Source organism: Robertmurraya sp. GLU-23 (genome assembly GCF_052983275.1).
The window spans coordinates 52,710-74,524 of record NZ_JBRKCV010000013.1 but is presented as its reverse complement, the minus strand read 5'-3'; the positions used below and the strand labels follow the sequence as shown (position 1 = coordinate 74,524).

24 protein-coding genes and 1 riboswitch are annotated in these 21,815 nt (G+C 39.8%); of the genes, 22 read left to right on the top strand and 2 right to left on the bottom strand.

Going from position 1 to position 21,815, the window contains the following annotated elements:
* Positions 1-30: 30 nt before the first annotated feature.
* Positions 31-1,203, top strand: coding sequence for an FtsW/RodA/SpoVE family cell cycle protein (locus ACVBAX_RS18355; protein ID WP_430775027.1), 1,173 nt, complete (start codon positions 31-33; stop codon positions 1,201-1,203).
* A gap of 106 nt (positions 1,204-1,309) precedes the next feature.
* Here the strand turns inward: ACVBAX_RS18355 and ACVBAX_RS18350 are convergent, their stop codons facing one another.
* Positions 1,310-2,287: an ABC transporter substrate-binding protein gene (locus tag ACVBAX_RS18350; RefSeq protein ID WP_447118287.1), complete on the bottom strand. Its 978-nt coding sequence runs from the start codon at positions 2,285-2,287 to the stop codon at positions 1,310-1,312.
* Positions 2,288-2,526: 239 nt separating this feature from the next.
* Between ACVBAX_RS18350 and ACVBAX_RS18345 the strand changes: the two genes are divergently transcribed.
* From ACVBAX_RS18345 to ACVBAX_RS18320, 6 genes are all read left to right on the top strand, one after another.
* Complete coding sequence (locus tag ACVBAX_RS18345; protein WP_447118286.1) at positions 2,527-3,531, top strand: FecCD family ABC transporter permease; 1,005 nt, start codon at positions 2,527-2,529, stop codon at positions 3,529-3,531.
* Positions 3,528-4,583: a FecCD family ABC transporter permease gene (locus ACVBAX_RS18340; protein WP_447118285.1), complete on the top strand. Its 1,056-nt coding sequence runs from the start codon at positions 3,528-3,530 to the stop codon at positions 4,581-4,583. The genes ACVBAX_RS18345 and ACVBAX_RS18340 overlap by 4 nt, the downstream gene beginning before the upstream one ends.
* 25 nt (positions 4,584-4,608) lie before the next feature.
* Entirely contained in the window at positions 4,609-5,430 is an 822-nt protein-coding gene (locus tag ACVBAX_RS18335) for an ABC transporter ATP-binding protein (RefSeq protein WP_447118284.1), read from the top strand.
* On the top strand, positions 5,423-6,220 hold the full coding sequence (locus tag ACVBAX_RS18330; protein ID WP_447118283.1) for an IucA/IucC family C-terminal-domain containing protein: 798 nt from the start codon (positions 5,423-5,425) through the stop codon (positions 6,218-6,220). The genes ACVBAX_RS18335 and ACVBAX_RS18330 overlap by 8 nt, the downstream gene beginning before the upstream one ends.
* The gene (locus tag ACVBAX_RS18325) at positions 6,217-6,465 is read left to right on the top strand and encodes a YusU family protein (protein WP_447118282.1); all 249 of its coding nucleotides are present in this window, start codon (positions 6,217-6,219) and stop codon (positions 6,463-6,465) included. Before ACVBAX_RS18330 ends, ACVBAX_RS18325 begins: the two co-directional genes overlap by 4 nt.
* A 594-nt stretch (positions 6,466-7,059) precedes the next feature.
* The gene (locus tag ACVBAX_RS18320) at positions 7,060-7,977 is read left to right on the top strand and encodes a proline dehydrogenase family protein (protein WP_447118281.1); all 918 of its coding nucleotides are present in this window, start codon (positions 7,060-7,062) and stop codon (positions 7,975-7,977) included.
* A 63-nt stretch (positions 7,978-8,040) separates the two neighbouring features.
* Here the strand turns inward: ACVBAX_RS18320 and ACVBAX_RS18315 are convergent, their stop codons facing one another.
* Positions 8,041-8,172 (bottom strand): YuzL family protein, encoded by a 132-nt coding sequence (locus tag ACVBAX_RS18315; protein ID WP_160546284.1) that lies wholly within the window; start codon positions 8,170-8,172, stop codon positions 8,041-8,043.
* Positions 8,173-8,395: 223 nt separating this feature from the next.
* On the opposite strand from ACVBAX_RS18315, the gene ACVBAX_RS18310 reads away from it, so the two are divergent.
* The 15 genes from ACVBAX_RS18310 (at position 8,396) to ACVBAX_RS18240 (ending at position 21,693) form a co-directional block, all read left to right on the top strand.
* The gene (locus ACVBAX_RS18310; protein ID WP_447118331.1) at positions 8,396-10,780 is read left to right on the top strand and encodes a 3-hydroxyacyl-CoA dehydrogenase NAD-binding domain-containing protein; all 2,385 of its coding nucleotides are present in this window, start codon (positions 8,396-8,398) and stop codon (positions 10,778-10,780) included.
* A gap of 44 nt (positions 10,781-10,824) precedes the next feature.
* Complete coding sequence (locus ACVBAX_RS18305) at positions 10,825-12,000, top strand: acetyl-CoA C-acetyltransferase (RefSeq protein ID WP_447118329.1); 1,176 nt, start codon at positions 10,825-10,827, stop codon at positions 11,998-12,000.
* Between the two features lie 18 nt (positions 12,001-12,018).
* On the top strand, positions 12,019-13,803 hold the full coding sequence (locus tag ACVBAX_RS18300; RefSeq protein WP_447118280.1) for an acyl-CoA dehydrogenase family protein: 1,785 nt from the start codon (positions 12,019-12,021) through the stop codon (positions 13,801-13,803).
* A 144-nt stretch (positions 13,804-13,947) separates the two neighbouring features.
* Positions 13,948-14,310 (top strand): arsenate reductase family protein, encoded by a 363-nt coding sequence (locus ACVBAX_RS18295; RefSeq protein WP_430775037.1) that lies wholly within the window; start codon positions 13,948-13,950, stop codon positions 14,308-14,310.
* 35 nt (positions 14,311-14,345) lie between these two features.
* Positions 14,346-14,729 (top strand): glycine cleavage system protein GcvH, encoded by a 384-nt coding sequence (gene gcvH / locus ACVBAX_RS18290; protein ID WP_447118279.1) that lies wholly within the window; start codon positions 14,346-14,348, stop codon positions 14,727-14,729.
* A 99-nt stretch (positions 14,730-14,828) separates the two neighbouring features.
* A complete protein-coding gene (locus ACVBAX_RS18285; protein ID WP_430775039.1) occupies positions 14,829-15,068 on the top strand; it encodes a YusG family protein in 240 nt (79 codons plus the stop codon).
* Between the two features lie 127 nt (positions 15,069-15,195).
* The gene (locus tag ACVBAX_RS18280; protein ID WP_430775040.1) at positions 15,196-15,552 is read left to right on the top strand and encodes a toprim domain-containing protein; all 357 of its coding nucleotides are present in this window, start codon (positions 15,196-15,198) and stop codon (positions 15,550-15,552) included.
* Between the two features lie 14 nt (positions 15,553-15,566).
* Positions 15,567-15,872: a thioredoxin family protein gene (locus ACVBAX_RS18275; RefSeq protein ID WP_447118278.1), complete on the top strand. Its 306-nt coding sequence runs from the start codon at positions 15,567-15,569 to the stop codon at positions 15,870-15,872.
* A gap of 245 nt (positions 15,873-16,117) precedes the next feature.
* A complete protein-coding gene (locus ACVBAX_RS18270; RefSeq protein ID WP_447118277.1) occupies positions 16,118-16,468 on the top strand; it encodes a hypothetical protein in 351 nt (116 codons plus the stop codon).
* A 107-nt stretch (positions 16,469-16,575) separates the two neighbouring features.
* Entirely contained in the window at positions 16,576-17,889 is a 1,314-nt protein-coding gene (locus ACVBAX_RS18265; RefSeq protein ID WP_447118276.1) for an O-acetylhomoserine aminocarboxypropyltransferase/cysteine synthase family protein, read from the top strand.
* A 107-nt stretch (positions 17,890-17,996) separates the two neighbouring features.
* Positions 17,997-18,102, top strand: a riboswitch (SAM riboswitch).
* A gap of 179 nt (positions 18,103-18,281) precedes the next feature.
* Positions 18,282-19,307: a methionine ABC transporter ATP-binding protein gene (locus ACVBAX_RS18260; protein WP_447118275.1), complete on the top strand. Its 1,026-nt coding sequence runs from the start codon at positions 18,282-18,284 to the stop codon at positions 19,305-19,307.
* The gene (locus tag ACVBAX_RS18255; RefSeq protein ID WP_447118274.1) at positions 19,300-19,968 is read left to right on the top strand and encodes a methionine ABC transporter permease; all 669 of its coding nucleotides are present in this window, start codon (positions 19,300-19,302) and stop codon (positions 19,966-19,968) included. Before ACVBAX_RS18260 ends, ACVBAX_RS18255 begins: the two co-directional genes overlap by 8 nt.
* Positions 19,969-19,979: 11 nt before the next feature.
* Positions 19,980-20,828 (top strand): MetQ/NlpA family ABC transporter substrate-binding protein, encoded by an 849-nt coding sequence (locus ACVBAX_RS18250; RefSeq protein ID WP_430775046.1) that lies wholly within the window; start codon positions 19,980-19,982, stop codon positions 20,826-20,828.
* A gap of 113 nt (positions 20,829-20,941) precedes the next feature.
* Positions 20,942-21,313 (top strand): carboxymuconolactone decarboxylase family protein, encoded by a 372-nt coding sequence (locus tag ACVBAX_RS18245; protein ID WP_430775047.1) that lies wholly within the window; start codon positions 20,942-20,944, stop codon positions 21,311-21,313.
* Positions 21,314-21,363: 50 nt separating this feature from the next.
* On the top strand, positions 21,364-21,693 hold the full coding sequence (locus ACVBAX_RS18240) for a hypothetical protein (RefSeq protein WP_447118273.1): 330 nt from the start codon (positions 21,364-21,366) through the stop codon (positions 21,691-21,693).
* Positions 21,694-21,815: the final 122 nt, after the last annotated feature.

Genomic DNA, 21,815 nt, shown 5'->3' with positions numbered 1-21,815 from the left:
AATACCATGTTTTCAGATGGGAGTATTATTATGTCTTCAAATCAACAGCCTTCGTCTAAAATAGACTTTCATTTAATATTTATCTTAATGCTTCTGTTTTTATCGAGTTGTGTTGCTATTTACAGTGCGCAATCGACAGGACAGTATGATTCAAATTTTTTATTAAAACAGATCATCTGGTATGGAATTGGAATAGGGATTATTGTTGCAGTCATCACACTTGATTCGGATCAGCTTAAAAAGCTCTCCTGGTATGCCTACGGATTTGGTGTATTTCTATTGGCCTTCCTCATTATTGCTCCATCTAGTATTGCACCTGTTATTAATGGGGCCAAGAGTTGGTATAAAGTGCCATTTATGGGGTCGTTTCAGCCAGCTGAACTCACGAAGGTCTTTATTATACTCGCACTTGCCAGAGCAATAGGAGATCATCATGAGAAATACCGATTGAAGACGATTCAAACCGATTTTATTTTATTAGGAAAAATTGTTCTAATCACGATGGTACCGTTGCTGCTCGTCATGCAACAACCAGATTTAGGAACATCTCTTGTCATGATAGCGATTATGATAGGAATGATCTTTATTTCGGGGGTATCATGGAAGATCCTGCTTCCAATCTTTTCAGCAGGAATCTCTTTGATCGGAGTCATTTTCTATTTAGTACTATGGAAACCTGAAATACTAGAAAAGTATCTCGGAGTTAAGGAGTATCAGTTTGGGAGAATTTATTCCTGGATTGATCCTTACAATTATCAAAGCTCTACTGGCTTTCAGCTGACCCGTTCCTTGCTAGCTATTGGTTCAGGAGAAACGACAGGGAAGGGTTACGGTACAAGAGAAGTCTACTTGCCAGAAAGTCATACGGATTTTATTTTTAGTATTGTGGGAGAAGAATTTGGTTTTGTTGGAGCTAGCGTAATTATTAGTGTGTTTTTCTTACTGATCTATCATATTACAAAGGTTGGTATGGAAACGAAGAATGAGTTTTACACGTATATTTGTGTCGGAATTATTAGTATGATTACCTTCCACGTGTTTCAAAACATCGGAATGACAATTGGTCTTTTACCAATCACGGGAATTCCACTTCCGTTCATTAGTTATGGGGGAAGCTCAATAATGGGGAATTTCCTAGCAATTAGCTTAATTTTCTCGATCCGATATCACCATAAAAAGTACATGTTTTCAAGTGATGATTAAAAACCCTCGCCATTATGGCGAGGGTTTTTTAGGGGAGTGCTCGATTTCCGTTGAGGGGGGTAAGAAATCTGAGCTAGTCATATATATATCAAATTTAAGAAGTTAACTATTGTAAGAAATACTTTTCGATGTCATCAAGCATCAGGTTTGCTGCGATAACTCCGCCAGCTGTATTCCAGATAGCATCGTCAATTTCATGAACGTTTCCTTGCTTGGCTACTTCTAGGTTTTTAAATAATGGATCTTCAATCCATTCTTTCGCAACTTGAGTGGCTGCTCCGTCACCTGTTTCATAAGTGAAATAGAATAGAATGTCTCCATCCATCAATGGAATCTGTTCTTTTGTTGCGCCTTTGATCGCAAATTCATTCACATCTTGACTTTCAGGACGAGCAAACCCTAATTGATCTAATACCACACCAGAGAAAGAGTCCTTTTGGTAAATACGAACATCAGCTGCTAGGAAACGGACGATGGATACCTTTTTCTGAAGTTGGTCACCAAGCTCTGTTTTCAAGTCAGACACACGATTATCGTAATCAGAAATCACTTTACTTCCTTCATCTACTTTATTTAACGCTTTTGCGTAAAGCTCAAAGTTTTCTTTCCAGTCTCCGCGTAATGTTTCAGAGAATACAGTAGGAGCAATCGCGCTTAATTGATCATAAATCGATTCTTGACGCATTTTGTTTCCAATAATTAAATCTGGTTGTAAAGCAGCGATGGCTTCAAGATTTACTTGTGTATCTGTTTCAAATCCAACCACTTGAACATCCTTCATATCCTCAGCAATGTGCTCATACCAAGGGTCTCCATTTGCTGTCCAAGATTGAACCGCTCCAACAGGGGTTACTCCTAATGCTAATAAGGCTTCTGTTCCTTCATTTGTTAAAATTACAACCTTTTTAGGTGTATCAGGAATAGTGGTTGTCCCCATTGCATGCTCAACGGTATAGCTAGTATTTTCCGTCTTTGCATCCTCATTATTAGTACCTGGGGACGCTTCTTCAGTGCTTCCGCATGCTGCTAGAAGACTCAGAATTAAAATGGTTAACATAGTGAAAGAAAATTTAATAAGTTTCATAAGTTCCTCCTACAATGGTGTATGTAATTGTTAATGATAATCATTTTCACTTACGGATATTATCATAAAATGAATTGTAAAGGGTGTCAATAGGTAATTGAGATTTATTTTCAATTAGATAATAAAAAACAGTTGTTTGCATCATTGAAAATGATTCTCAAAATCATTGACAGTAAGTATGGCATCCAATAGACTGAATCTTGTAAGCAGTAACAATATGTAGAAAAGGATTAAGAAGGATGCTGTTAAAAAATAATTCTCAAAGAATCGTCGGACTCATTTTTATCGTTTTATTATTTCTCTATTTAATAGGTGCAAGCATTGTATATGGATATACTGATACATCGTGGAAAATGGCATGGGAAGCCTTTCAAAACAATGATGGATCAAACGAGCATTTAGTGATTGAAACCGTTCGATTGCCAAGAGCATTAATTGCAGCGGCAGTGGGGAGTAGTCTCGCCATCGCTGGTGCTTTAATGCAAACATTAACAAAGAATCCATTGGCGTCACCGAGCATTTTTGGTATTAACGCTGGAGCAGGTTTTGCGGTGGTTATTGCCGTATCACTTTTTCAAATCAGTCATTTACAAGCCTTTGCGTGGATTGCATTTCTAGGTGCTGCGGTTGCTGCCATCAGCGTCTATTTCATCGGGTCGCTCGGACGAGAAGGGCTAACTCCGATGAAGCTAACATTGGCTGGTGCTGCCATTGCTGCGATGTTTTCCTCCTTTACACAAGGTTTTCTTGTATTAAGTGAAGTTGCACTCGAACAAGTATTGTTTTGGTTAGCTGGTTCTATTCAAGGGAGAAAGCTTGAAATTCTTGTGTCTGTTACCCCTTACTTCGTCGTTGGATGGGTTGGTGCATTACTTCTCGCTTCCAAGCTTAATGTTTTATCTATGGGAGAAGATGTGGCTAAAGCACTTGGTATTCGAACGGGGTTGTTGAAAATTGGAATTGGTGTAATGGTTATTTTATTAGCAGGTGGGTCCGTAGCAGTAGCTGGTCCTGTGGGGTTTATTGGGATTGTGATTCCACATATAACAAGAAGTATTGTTGGAATTGATCATAAATGGGTTATTCCTTATTCCGCATTTTTAGGAGCCATTCTTTTACTTTTGGCTGATATTCTTGCAAGGTATGTTATTATGCCTGAGGAAGTACCAGTCGGCGTAATGACAGCGATTATAGGGACTCCTTTCTTTATTTATATTGCTAGAAAGGGGTTTAACGCAAAATGAAGCAATATCAAAATCTTCGATGGTTTCAAGGGAAAGTGTCTATATTAATAGATAGAAAAGCAAGCTTTGTCATGCTTTGCTTGCTGCTAGTGACAATGGTGGTTTTCATTATTAGTACTGGTTTAGGTGATATGAAAATAAACCCTGTCACGGTTGTCTCGGTTTTCTTTGGCGGGGGAACCGAAATGGAAAAGCTCGTGGTTCAATCCTTTCGTCTGCCAAGAATCATTGTCGCTTTAGTCGTAGGAATGTCACTGGCTGTGGCTGGGGGCATTTTGCAAGGGATGATTAGAAATCCACTAGCGTCCCCAGATGTTCTGGGGATTACTGGTGGAGCATCAACAGCCGTTGTGTTATTTTTGGCCATCTTTAGTAATGATAGCAATGCGTTAACGGTTAGCATTCAATGGATGCCGCTTGCAGCTTTTATTGGATCGGCTGTTGCAGGCCTACTCGTCTATATCTTTGCATGGAAAAACGGAGTGTCCCCGGTTCGTCTTGTATTAATTGGGATCGGTTTATCAGCCCTTTTCCAAGCATTAACTACGATGATGATGCTCCTTGGCCCGATTTACCGGGCAAGCCAAGCAAATATTTGGATTACAGGAACGGTCCATGGCTCCACTTGGACCAATGTGTTTACGATTGTTCCGTGGGCATTGACTCTTATGTTGGTTGCCTTTTTTATGGCTAGAAAAGTGAATGTCCTAGGATTAGGTGATGATGTAGCCACAAGTGTAGGGACTTCTGTGCAAAAACTAAGATTTATGCTGTTGCTCATAAGCACAGCTTTAATAGGAAGTTCTGTTGCCTTTGCCGGAGGAATTGGATTTGTTGGTCTCATGGCACCCCATATGGCTCGACGTCTAGTGGGTTCAGTTTATGGGGCATTACTTCCGGTTTCCGCTTTGATCGGTGCCATCTTGGTTATGGTGGCCGACTTGATTGGCCGAACCATGTTTTCTCCATTAGAGATTCCAGCAGGTGTGTTTACAGCAGGTATCGGTGCACCGTACTTTATTTATCTTCTTTTTAAAACAAGAAATGCATAATGTCAGGGAAGGAGTGCGAATTAGGATGAAAAAAGCCATTGAAACAAAACAATTAACGCTATCATATGGTGACTCCATCATTATAGATGAATTAGATTTGACGATCCCAAAAGGCGAAATTACTGTATTTATAGGCGGAAATGGTTGTGGAAAGTCCACTCTTTTACGCTCGATTGCTCGGTTATTAAAGCCCAAAAGCGGGGAAATCGTATTAAATGGAAAAGAGATTGTAAAAATGTCCTCAAAGGATGTGGCAAAGCAAATGGCTGTGTTGCCGCAAGGACCGGTTGCACCTGAAGGTCTAACGGTTCTTCAACTGGTGAAGCAAGGCCGCTATCCCTACCAAACATGGCTTAAGCAATGGTCTAGTGAGGATGAAGAGAAGGTCTATAAAGCACTTGAAGCCACCGGGTTGCTCGATTTAAAGGAACGGTCAGTGGACTCTCTTTCAGGTGGTCAACGTCAAAGAGCGTGGATTGCGATGACTTTAGCACAGGATACGGACTTTATTCTTCTGGACGAACCAACCACCTATTTAGATATGACCCATCAAATTGAAATCCTAGATTTACTATTTGAGCTGAATGAGAGGGAAAATCGCACGATCGTGATGGTCCTTCATGACTTAAACTTAGCGTGTCGTTATGCCCATAATATCGTGGCAGTAAAGGACAAGAAAATAGCAGCAATGGGTAAGCCCGAGGATGTAGTGACAAGAGGCCTTGTGAAGAGAGTATTCGGAATGGATTGCGAAATATCTTTTGACCCATTATTCGGGACGCCACTTTGCATTCCATATGGAAAGGGAAGAACGGTATTTAGACAGGCAGGAGCAGTCAATGGATAACTTTTTTTCAGAAACCGAATTAAGTCAACTGAAGAATTACCGATTTACCTTGGAAAAAGTGCATCAGGAATCTGATCTATCGATTACGTTAAATGAGCTAATTCAAAAAGATCAACTTCGAACCTTTATTAATCGTGCTTCCGAGCATATTGGGTCGCCCAATGTAAAAGTAACAGCTTCGATGTTTATTAAAAGATATGCTTTTTTATCAGCCATTTATTTGTATGCCATGACCGCTTTTAACAAACGATTTCATATCCAGCTTGAACATATGCATCTTCAAACAGACGAACAAGATCCACTTTGGCTTCCGACGTTCTATTTCTCAAAGTGGAGAATCAGTGAACCTACGGGTGATAGAGACCAATGGAGATATGAAGCCATCGCTGACTTTTTCTCCACTATCGTTACTCCCATTGTGGAGAGTGTGAAGATGGAGTCAAAACAATCCAAACTCGTACTATGGGAAAATATTGCGATTTATATTTTCTGGCTGTATGAAACCGTGTTAGCTGAACATGAAGATGAAGAGGTTCGGGGGCGTGCAGTGGAGGATTTACAGTTCATTGCTCAACTTGCACCTGGATCCTTGTTTGGACATTATCATGAAAACCCCATTAAAAGACATTTTCATGATAAACGTTATATTCCTGATCTTGGAGAAGAAGTTCGTGTACGTACCACATGCTGCTTCTTTTATGCCTTAACAGGAACGCCAGATCGTTGTAAAATTTGTCCACAAACTTGTAATCGACCAAAAAAGGTACATAAGAACGGAGGGAACTCGTGAGCGATAATCTAGATGAAAAGATCAATGGATTACTAACCAAATATACCGAGTTATTACTAGGTGAGGCAGATGCGGATCATGTGGAAAAAGTGAAGGCTTGGATCCTTTACTCTCACATGAGTAAATCAATGCCAGCTCTTGTTAAACATTGGAACGACACGTATCCCGATGCTAAGAATGAGATTAAGGAAACAATTAACGAAATCAAAGAATTAAACGAAGCGCACAGACAAGCGAAGAAATAAAACCGAGTCCAACTTGGTAACGGGTCCTATTACCTGTCACAAAAATCCAAAATGTATATAAAAATGACCATCAATTTGTATGTGAATTTGATGGTCATTTTTATTGATATAACGCGAATAATTATAAAAATAGGCGTAAAACTCTAGTCCAATTTGTATTTCAAAATGTAAGGTTACAGCTGTTACCTCGCAAATGGGACGGCGAAATGCTGTGTTTTTTATTTGCAAAATTTCTTTGGACTTGGGTTCTGCAATTATTCATAGATGATTTCGTATAGGTAAGAGAAATTAATAGGCGGAGAATTTCCGGCTAATGTATAGAAAGGAGGCTTAAGAAGTAGAGATAAGCGGAGGAATTCCGGTTAACTGCTCTAAATAAGCCAAAATTCAAAGATTTGGATCACATAAACGGAAAAACTCCGCTTATTCTTTAGGAAATATGGGTATTTCCCAATTTAACCGGAATTTTTCCGGTTATTTTTTAAACATAGTGAAATCAACATCAGTAATAACAGTACATAAAATGACAGTAAGAAACGCTTTGCTTTTCCTTTTCATATAGCTATAGTAAACGCTTGCAGGAGGGATATCACAATGGAACAACTGATGAGAGATTTCTTTTTATTCCTTTCTAAAAATCGAGCATTAACGAAACTAGCCAAGCGATATGGATTACGATTCGGTGCGTCACGGTTTGTTGCGGGTGAATCGATTGAACTTGCAACACGAGTTATTCAAGACCTCAACCAAAAAGGTCTACTTGTTACAATTGATTATTTAGGAGAATTTGTCGACAATGAGAAAGAAGCAAGTGAAATGGCCGACAACTCAATACTTGCGATAGAGACAATCGGACGGGAAAAACTTCAATCACAATTATCATTAAAAATGACGTCGATGGGATTAGATATTTCAGACGACGTTGTTCTTCACAATATGAGAAGAATTTTAGAAGCGGCGAAAAAGAACGATGTGTTCGTAACGATAGATATGGAAGACTACTCTCGTGCGCAGAAAACGATCGATATTTTTAAGAGATTAAAAAGTGAATATGACAATGTTGGTACAGTCATTCAGGCCTATTTATATCGAGCGGAAAAGGATATCGAGGAGCTGAATGAGTACCATCCGAATTTACGACTTGTGAAGGGGGCATACAAAGAATCCCCACAAGTAGCATTTCCAGATAAAAAAGACGTTGATGCTAATTTTAAAAAGATTATTAAGTTGCATATGTTAAACGGAAACTACACCGCCGTTGCGACTCACGATGATGCAATCATTGAATACACCAAGCAGCTCGCCAAGAACAATCGCATCAGTAACGACCAATTTGAGTTCCAAATGCTTTACGGCATCCGACCAGAACGGCAAATTGAGCTAGTACAGGAAGGTTACAAAATGAGAGTATACGTCCCGTATGGAACCGACTGGTACGGCTACTTCATGCGCCGCCTAGCCGAACGCCCAGCGAATGTTGCTTTTGTATTAAAGGGAATGTTAAAAAAATAAGCAAGGGAAATTGTCCCCCAAAAAATGTACCCGACACCAAATCCAGTGCGGGTACATTCATATTTATCTCTTATACTGGTTGTTCTGGCTGTTTCGTTTGCCGCCACCATCATTTTCAACAGTTGGGCCAGCATCACCCTTAACACTAGCGGCACTTACGCCAGCCTTTGATGGGTTTTTCTTCATCTTTGCCATGTGTACACCCCCAAACTTTTTTCCTCGTGTATAACATATCCACAATCATAGGATTCTATTGGTCGCATAAAATAATGTAAATTTCAAAAAATTTTCAAATTTCAACCTCAAAGGATTGCGTAAAATTTTTAAATATCTTATGATAAAAGTAATTAAAAATGAATGAGTATTCATTCAAACTAACGAATCCACTCAAAAATGCTAAAGGGGGAGACAAAAGTTGATCCAACAAATTAAAAAAGCTGCCGTTTTAGGCTCAGGGGTAATGGGGTCTGGTATTGCCGCACACCTTGCCAATATCGGAATTCCAACATTGCTATTAGATATTGTTCCGCGCGAACTAAGTGACGACGAGAAGAAAAAGGGGTTATCGCTAGAAGATAAAGCGGTCAGAAATCGTATCAGCCAAACAGCTCTACAAAATCTGTTAAAGCAAAAACCTGCACCATTAACCTCAAAAAGTAATTTAGCCCTCATTGAAGCGGGAAATTTTGAAGATGATCTATCAAGACTCAGCGAAGTTGACTGGATCATTGAAGTAGTTGTTGAAAACTTAGCCATTAAGCAGCAGATTTTCGAGAAGGTTGATCAGTATCGAAAGCCAGGTAGCTTTGTAAGCTCAAATACATCAGGTATTTCTGTAGAAGCAATGGCAGAAGGTCGTTCTGAAGACTTCCAAAAGCATTTCCTTGGTACTCACTTTTTTAATCCACCTAGATACTTAAAGCTTTTAGAAATCATTCCAACTCAACATACATCACTCGATGTACTTTATTTTATGAAGCAGTACGGGGAAGATATACTCGGAAAAGGTGTGGTTGTTGCTAAGGACACGCCAAATTTTATCGCTAACCGAATTGGTACGTACGGTCTGTTAGTTACAGTAAGGGAAATGTTAAAAGGTGGATACAGTGTTGGAGAAGTGGATTCTGTAACAGGACCGCTTATCGGACGACCAAAGAGTGCAACCTTCCGTACATTGGATGTGGTTGGACTAGATACATTTGCTCACGTAGCAAAAAACGTGTATGACCAAGTGGATGGTGCAGAAAAAGAAGTTTTTGAGGTACCTGCCTTCATGAATCAAATGCTTGAAAAAGGTTGGTTTGGAAGCAAATCTGGTCAAGGATTCTTCCTGAAAAAAGGAAAAGAAATTCTCGAATTAGATCCGGCCACTCTTGAATACGTGGAACGAAAAAAATTAAAAACGGCCTCCGTTGAAATGAGCAAACAGGAAAAAGGCTTAGTTAATAAAATGAAAGCGCTTGTATATGCAAACGATCGAGCAGGAGAACTACTATGGAAAATTTTTAGTCCGGTACTTGTGTATTCTGCGGATTTACTCGGTACGATAGCCGATGATATTGTCGCGATTGACTGTGCCATGAAATGGGGCTTCGGCTGGGAGCAAGGTCCATTTGAACTATGGGATGCCATTGGGCTAGAAACATCAATTGCCAAAATGGAGAAGGATGGTCTCACTGTTCCAAGCTGGGTAAAGGAAATGCTAGCAAATGGTCATTCCAGCTTTTATCAGGAAAAAGAAAACGGTGAACTTTTCTTCTATACCAATGGTGATTACAAGTTTGTAGAAGAAAACCAAAAGGTGATCAACCTGAAAAAAATTAAAAAACAGCGGGGCGTTATTAAGAAGAATAGTGGTGCAAGCTTGATTGATCTTGGGGATGGAGTAGCTCTTCTAGAATTCCACTCACAAAGTAATGCGATTGGGCTCGATATTGTGCAAATGATTAATTTTGCGGTTGAAGAAGTGGAAAAGAATTTCAAGGGCTTGGTGATTGGGAACCAAGGGAAGAACTTCTGCGTTGGGGCAAATCTTGCCATGATTCTTATGGAAGCACAGGATGATAATATTTTTGAAATTGATATGGTCGTTCGTCACTTCCAACAAGCGATGATGAAAATTAAGTACAGTACAAAACCAGTCGTTGCCGCACCATTTGCAATGACCCTAGGTGGTGGTACAGAGGTTTGTCTACCAGCTGCGCATATTCAAGCGACAATGGAAACCTATATGGGGCTTGTGGAAGTAGGAGTAGGTCTTATTCCTGGTGGTGGCGGTAACAAAGAGCTATACATGAAGTTTTTAAACAGCATGCCAAACGGAGTTCCATTTGACCTACAAAACGTGGCAAATAAAGTGTTTGAAACGATTGCGATGGCAAAGGTGTCCACGTCGGGAGATGAAGCGCGTGAAAACAACTTTTTGAATAAAGCAGATGCTGTCAGTGTAAACGGAGACCATCAGCTTTATGATGCAAAGCAGGCTGTTCTAGCTCTTTATGACAAAGGGTATAAGCCACCAGTCCGAAAGAAGATTCCAGTCGTCGGTGAAACGGGTTACGCGACCTTACTTCTAGGGGCGCAAACGATGTATTACTCCGGATATATTTCAGAGCATGATTTGAAAATTGCAAAGAAACTAGCATATGTGATTGCGGGCGGAAAGGTTCCTTTTGGAACGGAAGTTGATGAACAATACTTGCTTGACCTTGAGAAAGAGGCTTTCTTGAGCTTAATTGCAGAGCCAAAATCACAAGCAAGAATGCAGCATATGCTTCTAAAAGGAAAACCATTGCGCAACTAATAGATTGATAGAGTTATAGCATAAATAGGAAGCGAGGGAACGTGATGAGAGAAGCGGTTATCGTTGCTGGGGCACGAACTCCAGTCGGAAAATCAAAAAAAGGGTCGCTTGCCAGCGTTAGACCTGATGATCTTGGTGCACTGGTTGTAAAAGAGACCTTAAAGAGAGCAGGAAATTACGATGGAAATATTGATGACTTAATTATTGGCTGTGCTATGCCTGAAGCAGAGCAAGGGTTAAATATGGCAAGAAATATTGGGGCGCTTGCAGGGCTTCCTGATACAGTACCTGCAATCACGATCAACCGTTATTGTTCATCAGGGCTTCAATCGATTGCCTACGCGGCAGAAAAGATTATGATTGGTCATGCCGACACCATCATTGCTGGTGGAGCAGAATCAATGAGCTTAGTACCGATGATGGGTCATGTAGTAAGACCAAATGTCAAACTGGCTGAGACAGCACCACAATACTATATGGGGATGGGGCACACAGCAGAAGAGGTAGCAAGAAAATTTGGAATTTCTCGTGAAGATCAGGATGCTTTTGCGGTAAGAAGTCACCAAAAAGCAGCAAAAGCTCTTCAAGAAGGAAAGTTTGTTGATGAAATTGTACCAGTAGACGTAATTCTACGCTCGGTTGGAAAAGACAATAAACTAATCGAAAATCCATTCGTTTTTAGTCAAGACGAGGGAGTTCGTCCTGAGTCAACGGTAGAAACATTAGCAAAGCTTCGTCCGGCCTTTTCGGTAACAGGAACCGTTACAGCAGGAAATTCCTCGCAAACAAGTGATGGAGCCGCAGCCGTCATGGTTATGGATCGTGAAAAGGCAGAAGCTGGGGGACTCACACCGCTTGTCAAATTCCGATCATTCGCTGTTGGAGGTGTGCCACCTGAAATTATGGGGATCGGTCCAGTTGTAGCTATTCCTAAAGCATTAAAGCTTGCTGGATTAGAGCTATCGGATATCGGATTATTTGAATTAAATGAAGCGTTCGCCTCTCAATCGATTCAAGTCATTCGTGAGCTGGGAATTGATGAGGAAAAGGTGAATGTGAACGGAGGAGCGATTGCACTAGGTCACCCACTTGGCTGTACCGGTGCGAAGCTAACCCTTTCTCTTATTCATGAAATGAAGAGACGCAATCAACAATTCGGGGTTGTTACGATGTGTATCGGAGGCGGCATGGGTGCTGCCGGAGTGTTCGAACTTTTATAAAAGAACGGAGGAAAAAAGATGACTAATCACACAGATAAATTAATTAAAGGTGGAAGCTTTTTAATCGAAGATGTTTCATATGATCGAGTCTTTACGCCAGAGGATTACACAGATGAGCAAAAAATGATCGCTAAAATGACGGAAGATTTTGTCACGAATGAAGTTCTCCCTCAAGTGGAGCATATTGAAAACCATGAATTTGACCGTTCGGTAAAGCTTTTAAAAGAAGCTGGTGAACTCGGTCTTCTAGGGGCAGACGTTCCGGAAGAGTATGGCGGTTTGGCACTTGATAAAATCAGCTCTGCACTAATTGCAGAAAAAATGTCGCGTGCGGGTGGTTTCTCGATCTCACATGGTGCGCATGTTGGAATCGGATCGCTGCCAATCGTATTGTTTGGGAACGAAGATCAAAAGCAAAAATACTTACCCACACTAGCCACTGGGGAAAAGTTAGCTGCCTATGCATTAACAGAACCAGGCTCAGGTTCAGATGCATTAGGGGCAAGAACAACGGCTGTCTTGAATGCAGAAGGAACGCATTATGTGCTTAATGGCGAAAAGCAATGGATTACCAATGCAGGCTTTGCCGATGTATTTGTTGTTTATGCAAAAATTGATGGCGAGCATTTCTCAGCTTTTATCGTTGAAAGAGAGTTTTCAGGAGTGTCTGTTGGTCCAGAAGAAAAGAAAATGGGGATTAAGAGTTCTTCCACTCGTACTTTAATTTTAGAAGATGCGCAAGTACCGGTTGAAAACCTATTAGGAGAGTATGGCAAAGGTCATATTATTGCCTTTAACATTTTAAATATTGGTCGTTATAAGCTTGGGGTGGGGGCAGTCGGAGGTTCTAAGGCCGCTTTTGAAATTACGACTAAGTACACAAACCAACGTCAACAATTTAAAACAAAGCTATCTCAATTTAATTTAACAAAAGAAAAATTAGCCACCATGGCTTCCAAAATCTATGCGGCAGAAAGCTCTGTCTACCGTACTGTTGGTCTATTTGAAGAGCGCATGAGCAAGCTATCGGATGAAGAAGTGAAAAATGGAAAAGCGGTAGCAGCATCGATTGCTGAATATGCAATTGAATGTTCTTTGAATAAATTCTTCGCGACGGAAGTGTTGGATTACGTAGCGGACGAAGGGGTACAGCTTCACGGCGGTTACGGCTTTATGAGCGAGTATGAAATTGAACGAGTGTACCGCGACTCTAGAATTAACCGTATTTTTGAAGGAACAAATGAAATCAATCGTCTATTAGTTCCTGGCACTTATTTAAGAAAAGCATTTAAAGGAGAGCTACCATTATTCCAGAAAGCGCAAGCCCTTCAAGAGGAGCTCATGATGCTTATGCCAGAAGAGCCAGGAGATGAGCCGCTAGCTCAAGAGAAGTATTTAGTGAAAAATGCGAAGAAAATCGGCCTTCTTGCGGCAGGCTTAGCGGCTCAAAAGTTTGGCAAAGCACTAGAGCGTGAACAGGAAATCTTAGTAAACATCGCCGATATCGTATCGAATGCTTATGCGATGGAATCAGTCGTTCTACGAACAGAAAAAGCAATCGCTAAGGACGGGGAAGAAAAGGGCAAGCAAAAGCTTTTATACACACAAATTTTCTGTCAAGAAGCGTTCAACGAAATCGAGCAGCATGCAAAAGAAACACTTGTCGCAACAGAAACAGGTGACGCACTGCGCATGATGATCTCCGCCCTTCGCAAATTTACAAGACACACACCAATCAACGTCATTGCGAAAAAGCGTGAAGCATCAGAAAAACTAATCGAAGCAGAAAAATTTGTCCTATAAGTACTGTGAATCCCCCCTTTAAATAGATGAAGGGGGGATTCGTTCGTAAACAGAGAAATTCCCCGAAATTTTCGTAGTCAAAGTTATGAATTTGTACCTAATTATGTTAATATGCAATTGAAAGTGTAAAAGGATGGTGGTAACATGGCATTGACCTTCTATTGGTATCCGAAATGTGGAACCTGCCGAAACGCAAAAAAATGGCTGGATTCTCACAATATTGAGTATCAAGAGGTACATATCGTAGAGCAGCCTCCTTCAAAAGCGGAACTTGAATCCTACTATAAAGCAAGTGGACTTGAGCTGAAAAAATTCTTCAACACGAGCGGACAAAAATATCGTGAGCTTGGTGTGAAAGATAAAATGGCAACATCTTCAGAGGACGAGCTTCTTGAGCTTCTTGCCTCAGACGGAATGTTAATCAAGCGCCCATTGCTAACAGATGGAGAGAAAGTAACGCTTGGCTTTAAGGAAGCAGACTATGAAAAAGTATGGCTTACAAAGTAACCAACAATTAATACATAATAATGGAGGGTTTTATCGTGAGTACACCAAAGGATCTACGTTATTCTGAAGAACATGAATGGGTAAAAACAGAAGGAAGTACCGTTCGTATCGGTATTACACATTTCGCTCAATCAGAGCTTGGTGACATCGTATTTGTTGAACTTCCAGAAGTAGGTGACACAGTAACTGCTGATGAGCCATTCGGTAGCGTTGAATCTGTTAAAACAGTATCTGAACTTTATGCTCCAGTAAGCGGAAAAGTAGTTGAAGTAAACGAAGATTTAAACGACAGCCCAGAGTTCGTTAATGAGTCACCATACGAAAAAGCTTGGATGATTGTTGTTGAGCCAACTGATGCAAGTGAAGTAAATAATCTAATGACAGCTGAGCAATATGAAGAAATGATTAACGAAGACTAATACAGAAGGCACCTTTTAGGTGTCTTTTATTGTCTCTTTTTTTTCTAGCAAACATGGGCATGCTACTCCTAAGATAGAAAAGAAAGGGTGGCAAACAACATGACTTTGCAGCAAGGAAAATTAGATATTACAGACCGTGTTGTTGGAAAACTTCAAAATGGCGAAATTGTGCTTTATCTAGAAAATGAGAGAATCGGAAAGGTAACTTTACCGAGTGGGAGTGATATGCAACTTGAGCATCATTTTGAAAACGCTGGAGAGAAGATTTTTCAGCTTGTATCCACTCCATCCAGTGACGAACCAAGATACACGGATTGTGATGAAGGTGGATGGTGTTAATCAAAGGGCAGCGGTTTTTTTTCGCTGTTTATTTTTTTATAATCGTAAATAGTTAGAGGAATTGTACACCTCTTTCGAGAATAATGAATAAAGTAAAGAAAATACAACATGTTCACAGGTGATGCATATGACTGAAGTGAGACCTGAAAAAGTAATTATTGTAGAAGGTACGTCAGACAAAAAGAAGGTGCAAAAGGTTATTAAGGAGCCTGTAGACATTATTTGTACGAATGGAACGATATCCCTTTCGAAGCTCGATGAAATCATTGATGATTTGTTTGGAAAGGATGTCTACATCCTTGTTGATGCTGATGAAGCGGGAGAAAAGCTTCGAAGACTATTCAAACGGGAATTTCCTGAAGCAGACCATTTATACATCGATCGAACTTACAGGGAGGTCGCAACCGCACCAGAACATCATTTAGCTACTGTGTTGTTAGGGGCAAACATCGACGTCTTTACGCAATTTTTAGACAAAGTGTAAGAAGGGGTAACAACATGCAAGAATTGCTAGATAGTAACAGGGAACGGCTCCTCTCGGTTGAGGAAACAAAATTTCTCTACTTGTACACACCATTATGTGGTACATGCCAAGTAGCAGGAAAAATGCTCAGGGTCGTTGAACAGCTATTGCCACAACATAACTGGTTAAAGGCAGATCTGAATTTTGTTCCAGCGTTAGCTGAGCAATATTCGATTGAGTCTGTTCCCTGTTTACTTGTTATAAGAAACAATAAACTAGTTAAGAAAATTTATGCTTTTCAATCGGTACCATTTTTATATGAAAGTTTAAAATCATTTTAGGAATCAGACGGTACTAGTCTGATTTTTTTTATTTGCGGATGCACGAATCCCTTCGACAGTAATAGCAATTTCGTTCAAAAAGGTGACATATTTCTCGGGAAATGAACTCTAACTACAGCATTCGATACAAAGCTTGTTAGGTACCCCTGACAAACGCCCCGAAAATTTGTCGAAAAGATATTAAAGGTAAGCCTTCTCTCAGAGTGGAATATATATGTATCCGTATATTTAGAGGAGGAAGACCGATGCATGTTCAGTTACAAAGAACAGTGAATGAATGGAATAACCGTAGTCATTTACTGCCTTTTTTAAAGAAGGCACCCGTTGTTATTTGTATTAGATCAGAAGATGAGGCCTTCTTTATCCATATAAATAAGGGGAAAGTTGAACTTCTATTCGAAAAAGATCATCATCATATTGACGCACATCTTCAAGGAAAGAAGGAAGATATTATATCCTTGCTCCGTGGGGAAATCAAACTCAGACAAGCAACATTATCAAATTTTATTTCCTTACAATCCTCGTTTAGAACAGCTTTATACTTAGAAACGTTGTTCTTTTTAGTAAAGCCATATAAGCATGCCAATAATATTTGAAATTTTTCTGAACTTTCTAAAATATTATTGACTTGTCAATTTTACCCATGATACCATCATCTACGTGATTAATAAAAATTCTTATAAAGAGTGGTGGAGGGACTGGTATGACAGAACAGAAGAAGTATCGGTTAGAAACACTTGGTGTCCATGGTGGATTAAGTCCAGATCCTACTACAGGAGCAAGAGCAGTACCGATCTATCAAAACAATGCTTATCAATTTAAAAGCACTGAACATGCTGCTAATCTCTTTGCACTTGCTGAACCGGGATATATTTATACACGCATTCATAATCCAACTACTACAGTGTTCGAAGAAAGAGTGGCCCTCCTTGAAGGTGGAGTAGGAGCACTCGCTGTATCGAGCGGAATGGCAGCGATTACACTGGCGATCCTAAATTTGGCTGAAGCAGGGGATGAAATCGTTGCAGCTTCGAATCTATATGGAGGTACATATAATCTATTTGCTATAACATTACCTAAATATGGTATCAATGTGAAGTTTGTCGATTCAACCAATCCAGAGAATTTTAAGCAAGCTATTACAGAGAAAACAAAGGCGATCTTTGCAGAGACCATTGGAAACCCAAGCTTGCGAATTCTGGATATCGAAAATGTCGCAAAGATCGCACATGATGCAGGTATTCCTCTTGTTATCGATAATACCTTTGCGACTCCTTATTTATGTCGTCCAATTGAGCATGGTGCAGATATTGTTATTCATTCGGCAACAAAATGGCTTTTAGGGAATGGTACAACTCTTGGGGGTATTATCGTGGATGGCGGAAAGTTTGATTGGAATTCGGCGAAGTTTCCTGGATTCACAACCCCTGATGCCAGCTATCATGATATTGTATATAGTGAAGCAATTGGTGCTGCAGCTTATATTGTAAAAGCAAGAGTTCAATTGCTACGTGATCTAGGTCCAGCATTAAGCCCTCAAAATGCCTTTCAATTCACTCTAGGTTTAGAAACTTTGCATGTGAGAATGAAGGAGCATGTGGCAAATACGAAGAAGATCGTAGAGTATCTAGAAGCACATCCAGCGGTTAATTGGGTGATGTATCCAGGAAATGAGAAGCATCCAGACTACGAGCTTGCGAAGAAATACTTACCTAAAGGAGCAGGTTCTGTCGTTGTCTTTGGAATCGACGGAGGGCGAGAGGCTGGAGCAACGTTTATAAATAGTCTCAAACTTTGGGCACATGTTGCCAATGTTGGTGATGCAAAAAGCTTAGTCATTCATCCTGCAAGCACAACTCATCAACAGCTTGACACAGAGGGGTTAAAAGCAGCAGGCGTTCCAGAGGATTTAATTCGTCTCTCGATTGGGATTGAAAATGTGGAGGATTTAGTTGAAGATTTAGAGCAAGCGATTACATTAGCGACAGGAAAAACCTCGCTTACTAGCCATGTGTAATCCATAAGATTTTTGTCGAAATTTATCGTTGACACTCCCGTTTTTCCATGATAAGATAGCACTCGTGATTAAGACTACAACTAAAAAAGTTCATATAGATTGATAAGCTCTTATCAAGAGAGGTGGAGGGATGTGCCCTATGAAGCCCGGCAACCGTCAAATTATTGAAATGGTGCCAATTCACACAAAGCGTATTGCTTTGATAGATGAGAGAAAGGTGATACTTTCTGCCTTTCTGCTCATGCAGAAAGGTTTTTTTTATGTTCATTTAGAGTGCTCTCATTCGAATAGGAATGAACCGGATGATAGAACCTAAGTTGTATTGTACCTTTCTGTAGCATGACAGCATGTAGTTTTATCAGAATAATCGGAAATGGAAGGGGGAGAAACCTTTGATCTCGATAAAAGACGTAAAAAAGATTTATTCTTCAAGACAAGGAAAAGTAACGGCTGTTGATAATGTAAACTTAGAAATTACTGAAGGAGAAATCTTCGGTGTAATTGGTTATAGTGGCGCAGGGAAAAGTACGCTTATTCGTATGCTGAATGGGTTAGAAATTCCTACTGAGGGATCCGTTATTGTGGCAAATAATGAAGTATCGAAAATTAAAGGTAGTAGCCTTCGTAAAGCTAGACAGGAAATAAGCATGATATTCCAACATTTTAACCTTTTATGGTCTCGAACAGTAAGAGAAAATATTGCATTTCCACTTGAAATTGCAGGAGTTCCTAAAGGGCAAAGAATGAAAAGAGTAGACGAGCTTATTCGTTTGGTTGGATTAGAAGGAAGAGAAGACGCTTACCCTTCTCAATTGAGTGGTGGGCAAAAACAAAGAGTAGGAATTGCGAGAGCACTTGCTAACAATCCCAAAGTTCTCCTTTGTGATGAGGCAACATCTGCTCTTGATCCACAAACAACAGATTCGATTCTAGAGCTATTAGTTGATATTAATAAGCGTTTAGGTTTAACCATCGTCCTTATCACTCATGAAATGCACGTCATTAGAAAGATTTGTCATCGTGTAGCTGTTATGGAAGGTGGAAAGGTTGTTGAACTCGGCCCAGTACTTGACGTATTTAAGCATCCTAAGGAAGAAATTACGAAACGATTTGTTCAGCAAGTAACAGAACCTGAAGAAACGAAGGAAACAATTGAACACTTATTAGAACTGTATCCGCATGGTACAGTCGTTCAACTAGGTTTTGTTGGAGAAGCAGCAGAGCAACCGCTGATTACGAACCTTATTCGCCATTACCAGGTAACTGTAAATATCCTGCAAGGGAAAATATCACAAACACAAAATGGTTCTTATGGAACGCTTTTTATCCACTTAGATGGGGAAAGGGAAGAGCTTTCAAAGGCCATTGCATATATCGAATCACAACAGGTTGGAGTGGAGGTGATTTCGAATGCTTGAGACACTTTTACCAAACGTGAACTGGGAAAAAATGATTGAAGCAACGAATGAAACCCTGTATATGACAGCTATATCAGTTGTTATTACATTTGTTCTTGGTTTAATTTTAGGACTTTTATTATTTTTAACAGCTAAGGGTAATATTTGGGAAAATACATTAGTGAATAAAGTGATCAGTTCTGTCGTGAACGTCTTCCGCTCGATTCCCTTTATTATATTAATTGTTCTTTTGATTCCTTTTACAAAGCTTATACTAGATACGATGATTGGTGAGAATGCAGCTTTACCGGCTTTAATTATTGGTGCCGCTCCGTTTTACGCGAGAATGGTGGAAATCGGATTGCGTGAGATTGATAAAGGAGTTATTGAGGCAGCTAAATCAATGGGTGCTAAAACTAGCACGATTATCTTTAAGGTGCTTATTCCTGAATCATTGCCAGCTTTAGTATCTGGTATTACGGTTACGGCTATTGCTTTGGTGAGTTATACAGCAATGGCTGGTGTGATTGGTGCGGGTGGTTTAGGAAACCTAGCATATCTCGAAGGGTTCCAGAGAAGTCGTAGTGACGTAACCCTTGTGGCTACTGTTATCATTTTAATAATTGTGTTTATTATCCAATTTATTGGAGATTCTATAACATCAAAACTAGATAAAAGATAGGAGAGACAAAAATGAAGAAATTTTTAAGCTTATTTTTATCATTAGCAGTTGCTTTAGTTCTAGCAGCTTGCGGTACAGCAAATGATGATGAGTCAAACGGTGGTGAAGGTGAAGAAGCAGCAGAAACAACTGAATTAGTAGTGGGAGCTTCTAACGTACCTCATGCTGAAATTCTAGAAGAAGCAAAATCGCTTTTAGAGGAAAAAGGAATCGAATTAAAGATTGAAACGTTCCAAGATTACATCCTACCTAACCAAGCGTTAGAATCTGGTGATCTTGATGCAAACTATTTCCAACACATTCCTTACCTTGAGTCTCAAATGGCTGAGCATGGCTATGATTTTGCTAATGCTGGTGGAATTCATATCGAACCAATGGGTGTGTACTCTAAAAAGTACGAGAGCTTAGATGACCTTCCTGAAGGAGCACATATCATCATGAGCAGCTCAGTAGCAGACCACGGTCGTATTTTAACCATGCTTGAAAAAGAGGGATTAATTACTCTTAAAGAAGGCGTAAACAATGTAGAAGCAACGGTTGAAGATATCGCAGAAAACCCTAAAAACCTTCACTTTGACACAGAGTATGAAGCATCATTATTACCACAAATTTATAACAATGATGAAGGTGATGCAGTACTTATCAACTCAAACTATGCAATCGATGCAGGTCTGAACCCAATTGAAGATTCAATCGCAATCGAAGACAAAGAGTCTCCATACGTAAACGTAATCGCAGTACGTAAAGACGACGAAAACTCTGAAGCAATTAAAGCTTTAGTAGAAGTGTTACACTCAAAAGAAATTCAAGATTTCATTCTTGAAAAGTATAAAGGTGCTGTAGTACCTGTATCAGAATAATAAAAAATGCAGATGTCTCTTTAAGAGGCATCTGTTTTTTTGTAATAATTTGTGTTGTTTCAAGGATACTAACATATGTGATACTACATAACTTAAAGACTGGAGTGGGACAAATGGATCAAGGATTTATTGCAAATAATCCGAGTGAAGAAGCTCTACATGATTATAAACTAGGACTTGGCACGTTTACGCAAAAAATGCCAGATATCGCTAGCCATTTTAATTCATTTACAGAAGCATGTTTTAAAGAAGGAGTCTTGTCTCAAAAACAAAAGCAATTAATTGCATTAGGAATTAGCTTATATTCTCAGGATGAATATTGCATCATCTACCATATCAAAGGATGTATGGATCAAGGGGCAACTGAGCAAGAAATTCTTGAAGCAGTGGGCGTTACAGCAGCGTTTGGTGGTGGAGCCGCTCTGAGCCAGGCTGTTACACTTGTCCAAAATACAATGGATGATTTTAATCAATTAAAACAGTGAGTTAAGCTCCTATCGAGAGTATTTGGCTAGAAAACACTGGAAATCATAAGGTGAGTTTTTCTAACAAAGTCTTAGCTGTATACATCCTTAAATATCGTGTTTTTTCGGCTTTGTTCCAAAGAATTGACCTGTGTTACGATAGATGTGACCAAAGAAAGTCGAATAAAGCGATATTTGGAAGGGATGGATTCATTATCAGTCAACTAAGGTTGAACTACACGAGTGAGATGGAAAAGGCGATGTATGCAGCTCATGGAGTGGGATTTGAAACCTACAGTCGAAGGCATAAGGTTAGAATGAAAATTGAAAAAGCAAGGCAACAAAACTATCTGCATAGTCAAAGAATGATTGCAGATTTGGATCGTAGGGTTCATGCCTAGTAGCTTGTATATTATATAGAAGAAAAAAGAGCCAGTGGTGAATTCCACTGGTTTTTTTGTTGAGCCAGTGGTATCGTACATAGAAAAGATAGTCGGAGAAAAAAATAGGTAGGTAATATGTC

Coding starts and splice junctions, on each gene's coding strand:
- ACVBAX_RS18335 (WP_447118284.1), top strand. CDS start 4,609: ATGAAAAAAGCCATTGAAACAAAACAATTAACGCTATCATATGGTGAC.
- ACVBAX_RS18270 (WP_447118277.1), top strand. CDS start 16,118: ATGCATGTTCAGTTACAAAGAACAGTGAATGAATGGAATAACCGTAGT.
- ACVBAX_RS18255 (WP_447118274.1), top strand. CDS start 19,300: ATGCTTGAGACACTTTTACCAAACGTGAACTGGGAAAAAATGATTGAA.
- ACVBAX_RS18340 (WP_447118285.1), top strand. CDS start 3,528: ATGAAGCAATATCAAAATCTTCGATGGTTTCAAGGGAAAGTGTCTATA.
- ACVBAX_RS18245 (WP_430775047.1), top strand. CDS start 20,942: ATGGATCAAGGATTTATTGCAAATAATCCGAGTGAAGAAGCTCTACAT.
- ACVBAX_RS18265 (WP_447118276.1), top strand. CDS start 16,576: ATGACAGAACAGAAGAAGTATCGGTTAGAAACACTTGGTGTCCATGGT.
- ACVBAX_RS18280 (WP_430775040.1), top strand. CDS start 15,196: ATGACTGAAGTGAGACCTGAAAAAGTAATTATTGTAGAAGGTACGTCA.
- ACVBAX_RS18330 (WP_447118283.1), top strand. CDS start 5,423: ATGGATAACTTTTTTTCAGAAACCGAATTAAGTCAACTGAAGAATTAC.
- ACVBAX_RS18345 (WP_447118286.1), top strand. CDS start 2,527: ATGCTGTTAAAAAATAATTCTCAAAGAATCGTCGGACTCATTTTTATC.
- ACVBAX_RS18355 (WP_430775027.1), top strand. CDS start 31: ATGTCTTCAAATCAACAGCCTTCGTCTAAAATAGACTTTCATTTAATA.
- ACVBAX_RS18305 (WP_447118329.1), top strand. CDS start 10,825: ATGAGAGAAGCGGTTATCGTTGCTGGGGCACGAACTCCAGTCGGAAAA.
- ACVBAX_RS18275 (WP_447118278.1), top strand. CDS start 15,567: ATGCAAGAATTGCTAGATAGTAACAGGGAACGGCTCCTCTCGGTTGAG.
- ACVBAX_RS18315 (WP_160546284.1), bottom strand. CDS start 8,172: ATGGCAAAGATGAAGAAAAACCCATCAAAGGCTGGCGTAAGTGCCGCT.
- ACVBAX_RS18300 (WP_447118280.1), top strand. CDS start 12,019: ATGACTAATCACACAGATAAATTAATTAAAGGTGGAAGCTTTTTAATC.
- ACVBAX_RS18320 (WP_447118281.1), top strand. CDS start 7,060: ATGGAACAACTGATGAGAGATTTCTTTTTATTCCTTTCTAAAAATCGA.
- ACVBAX_RS18250 (WP_430775046.1), top strand. CDS start 19,980: ATGAAGAAATTTTTAAGCTTATTTTTATCATTAGCAGTTGCTTTAGTT.
- ACVBAX_RS18285 (WP_430775039.1), top strand. CDS start 14,829: ATGACTTTGCAGCAAGGAAAATTAGATATTACAGACCGTGTTGTTGGA.
- ACVBAX_RS18295 (WP_430775037.1), top strand. CDS start 13,948: ATGGCATTGACCTTCTATTGGTATCCGAAATGTGGAACCTGCCGAAAC.
- ACVBAX_RS18350 (WP_447118287.1), bottom strand. CDS start 2,287: ATGAAACTTATTAAATTTTCTTTCACTATGTTAACCATTTTAATTCTG.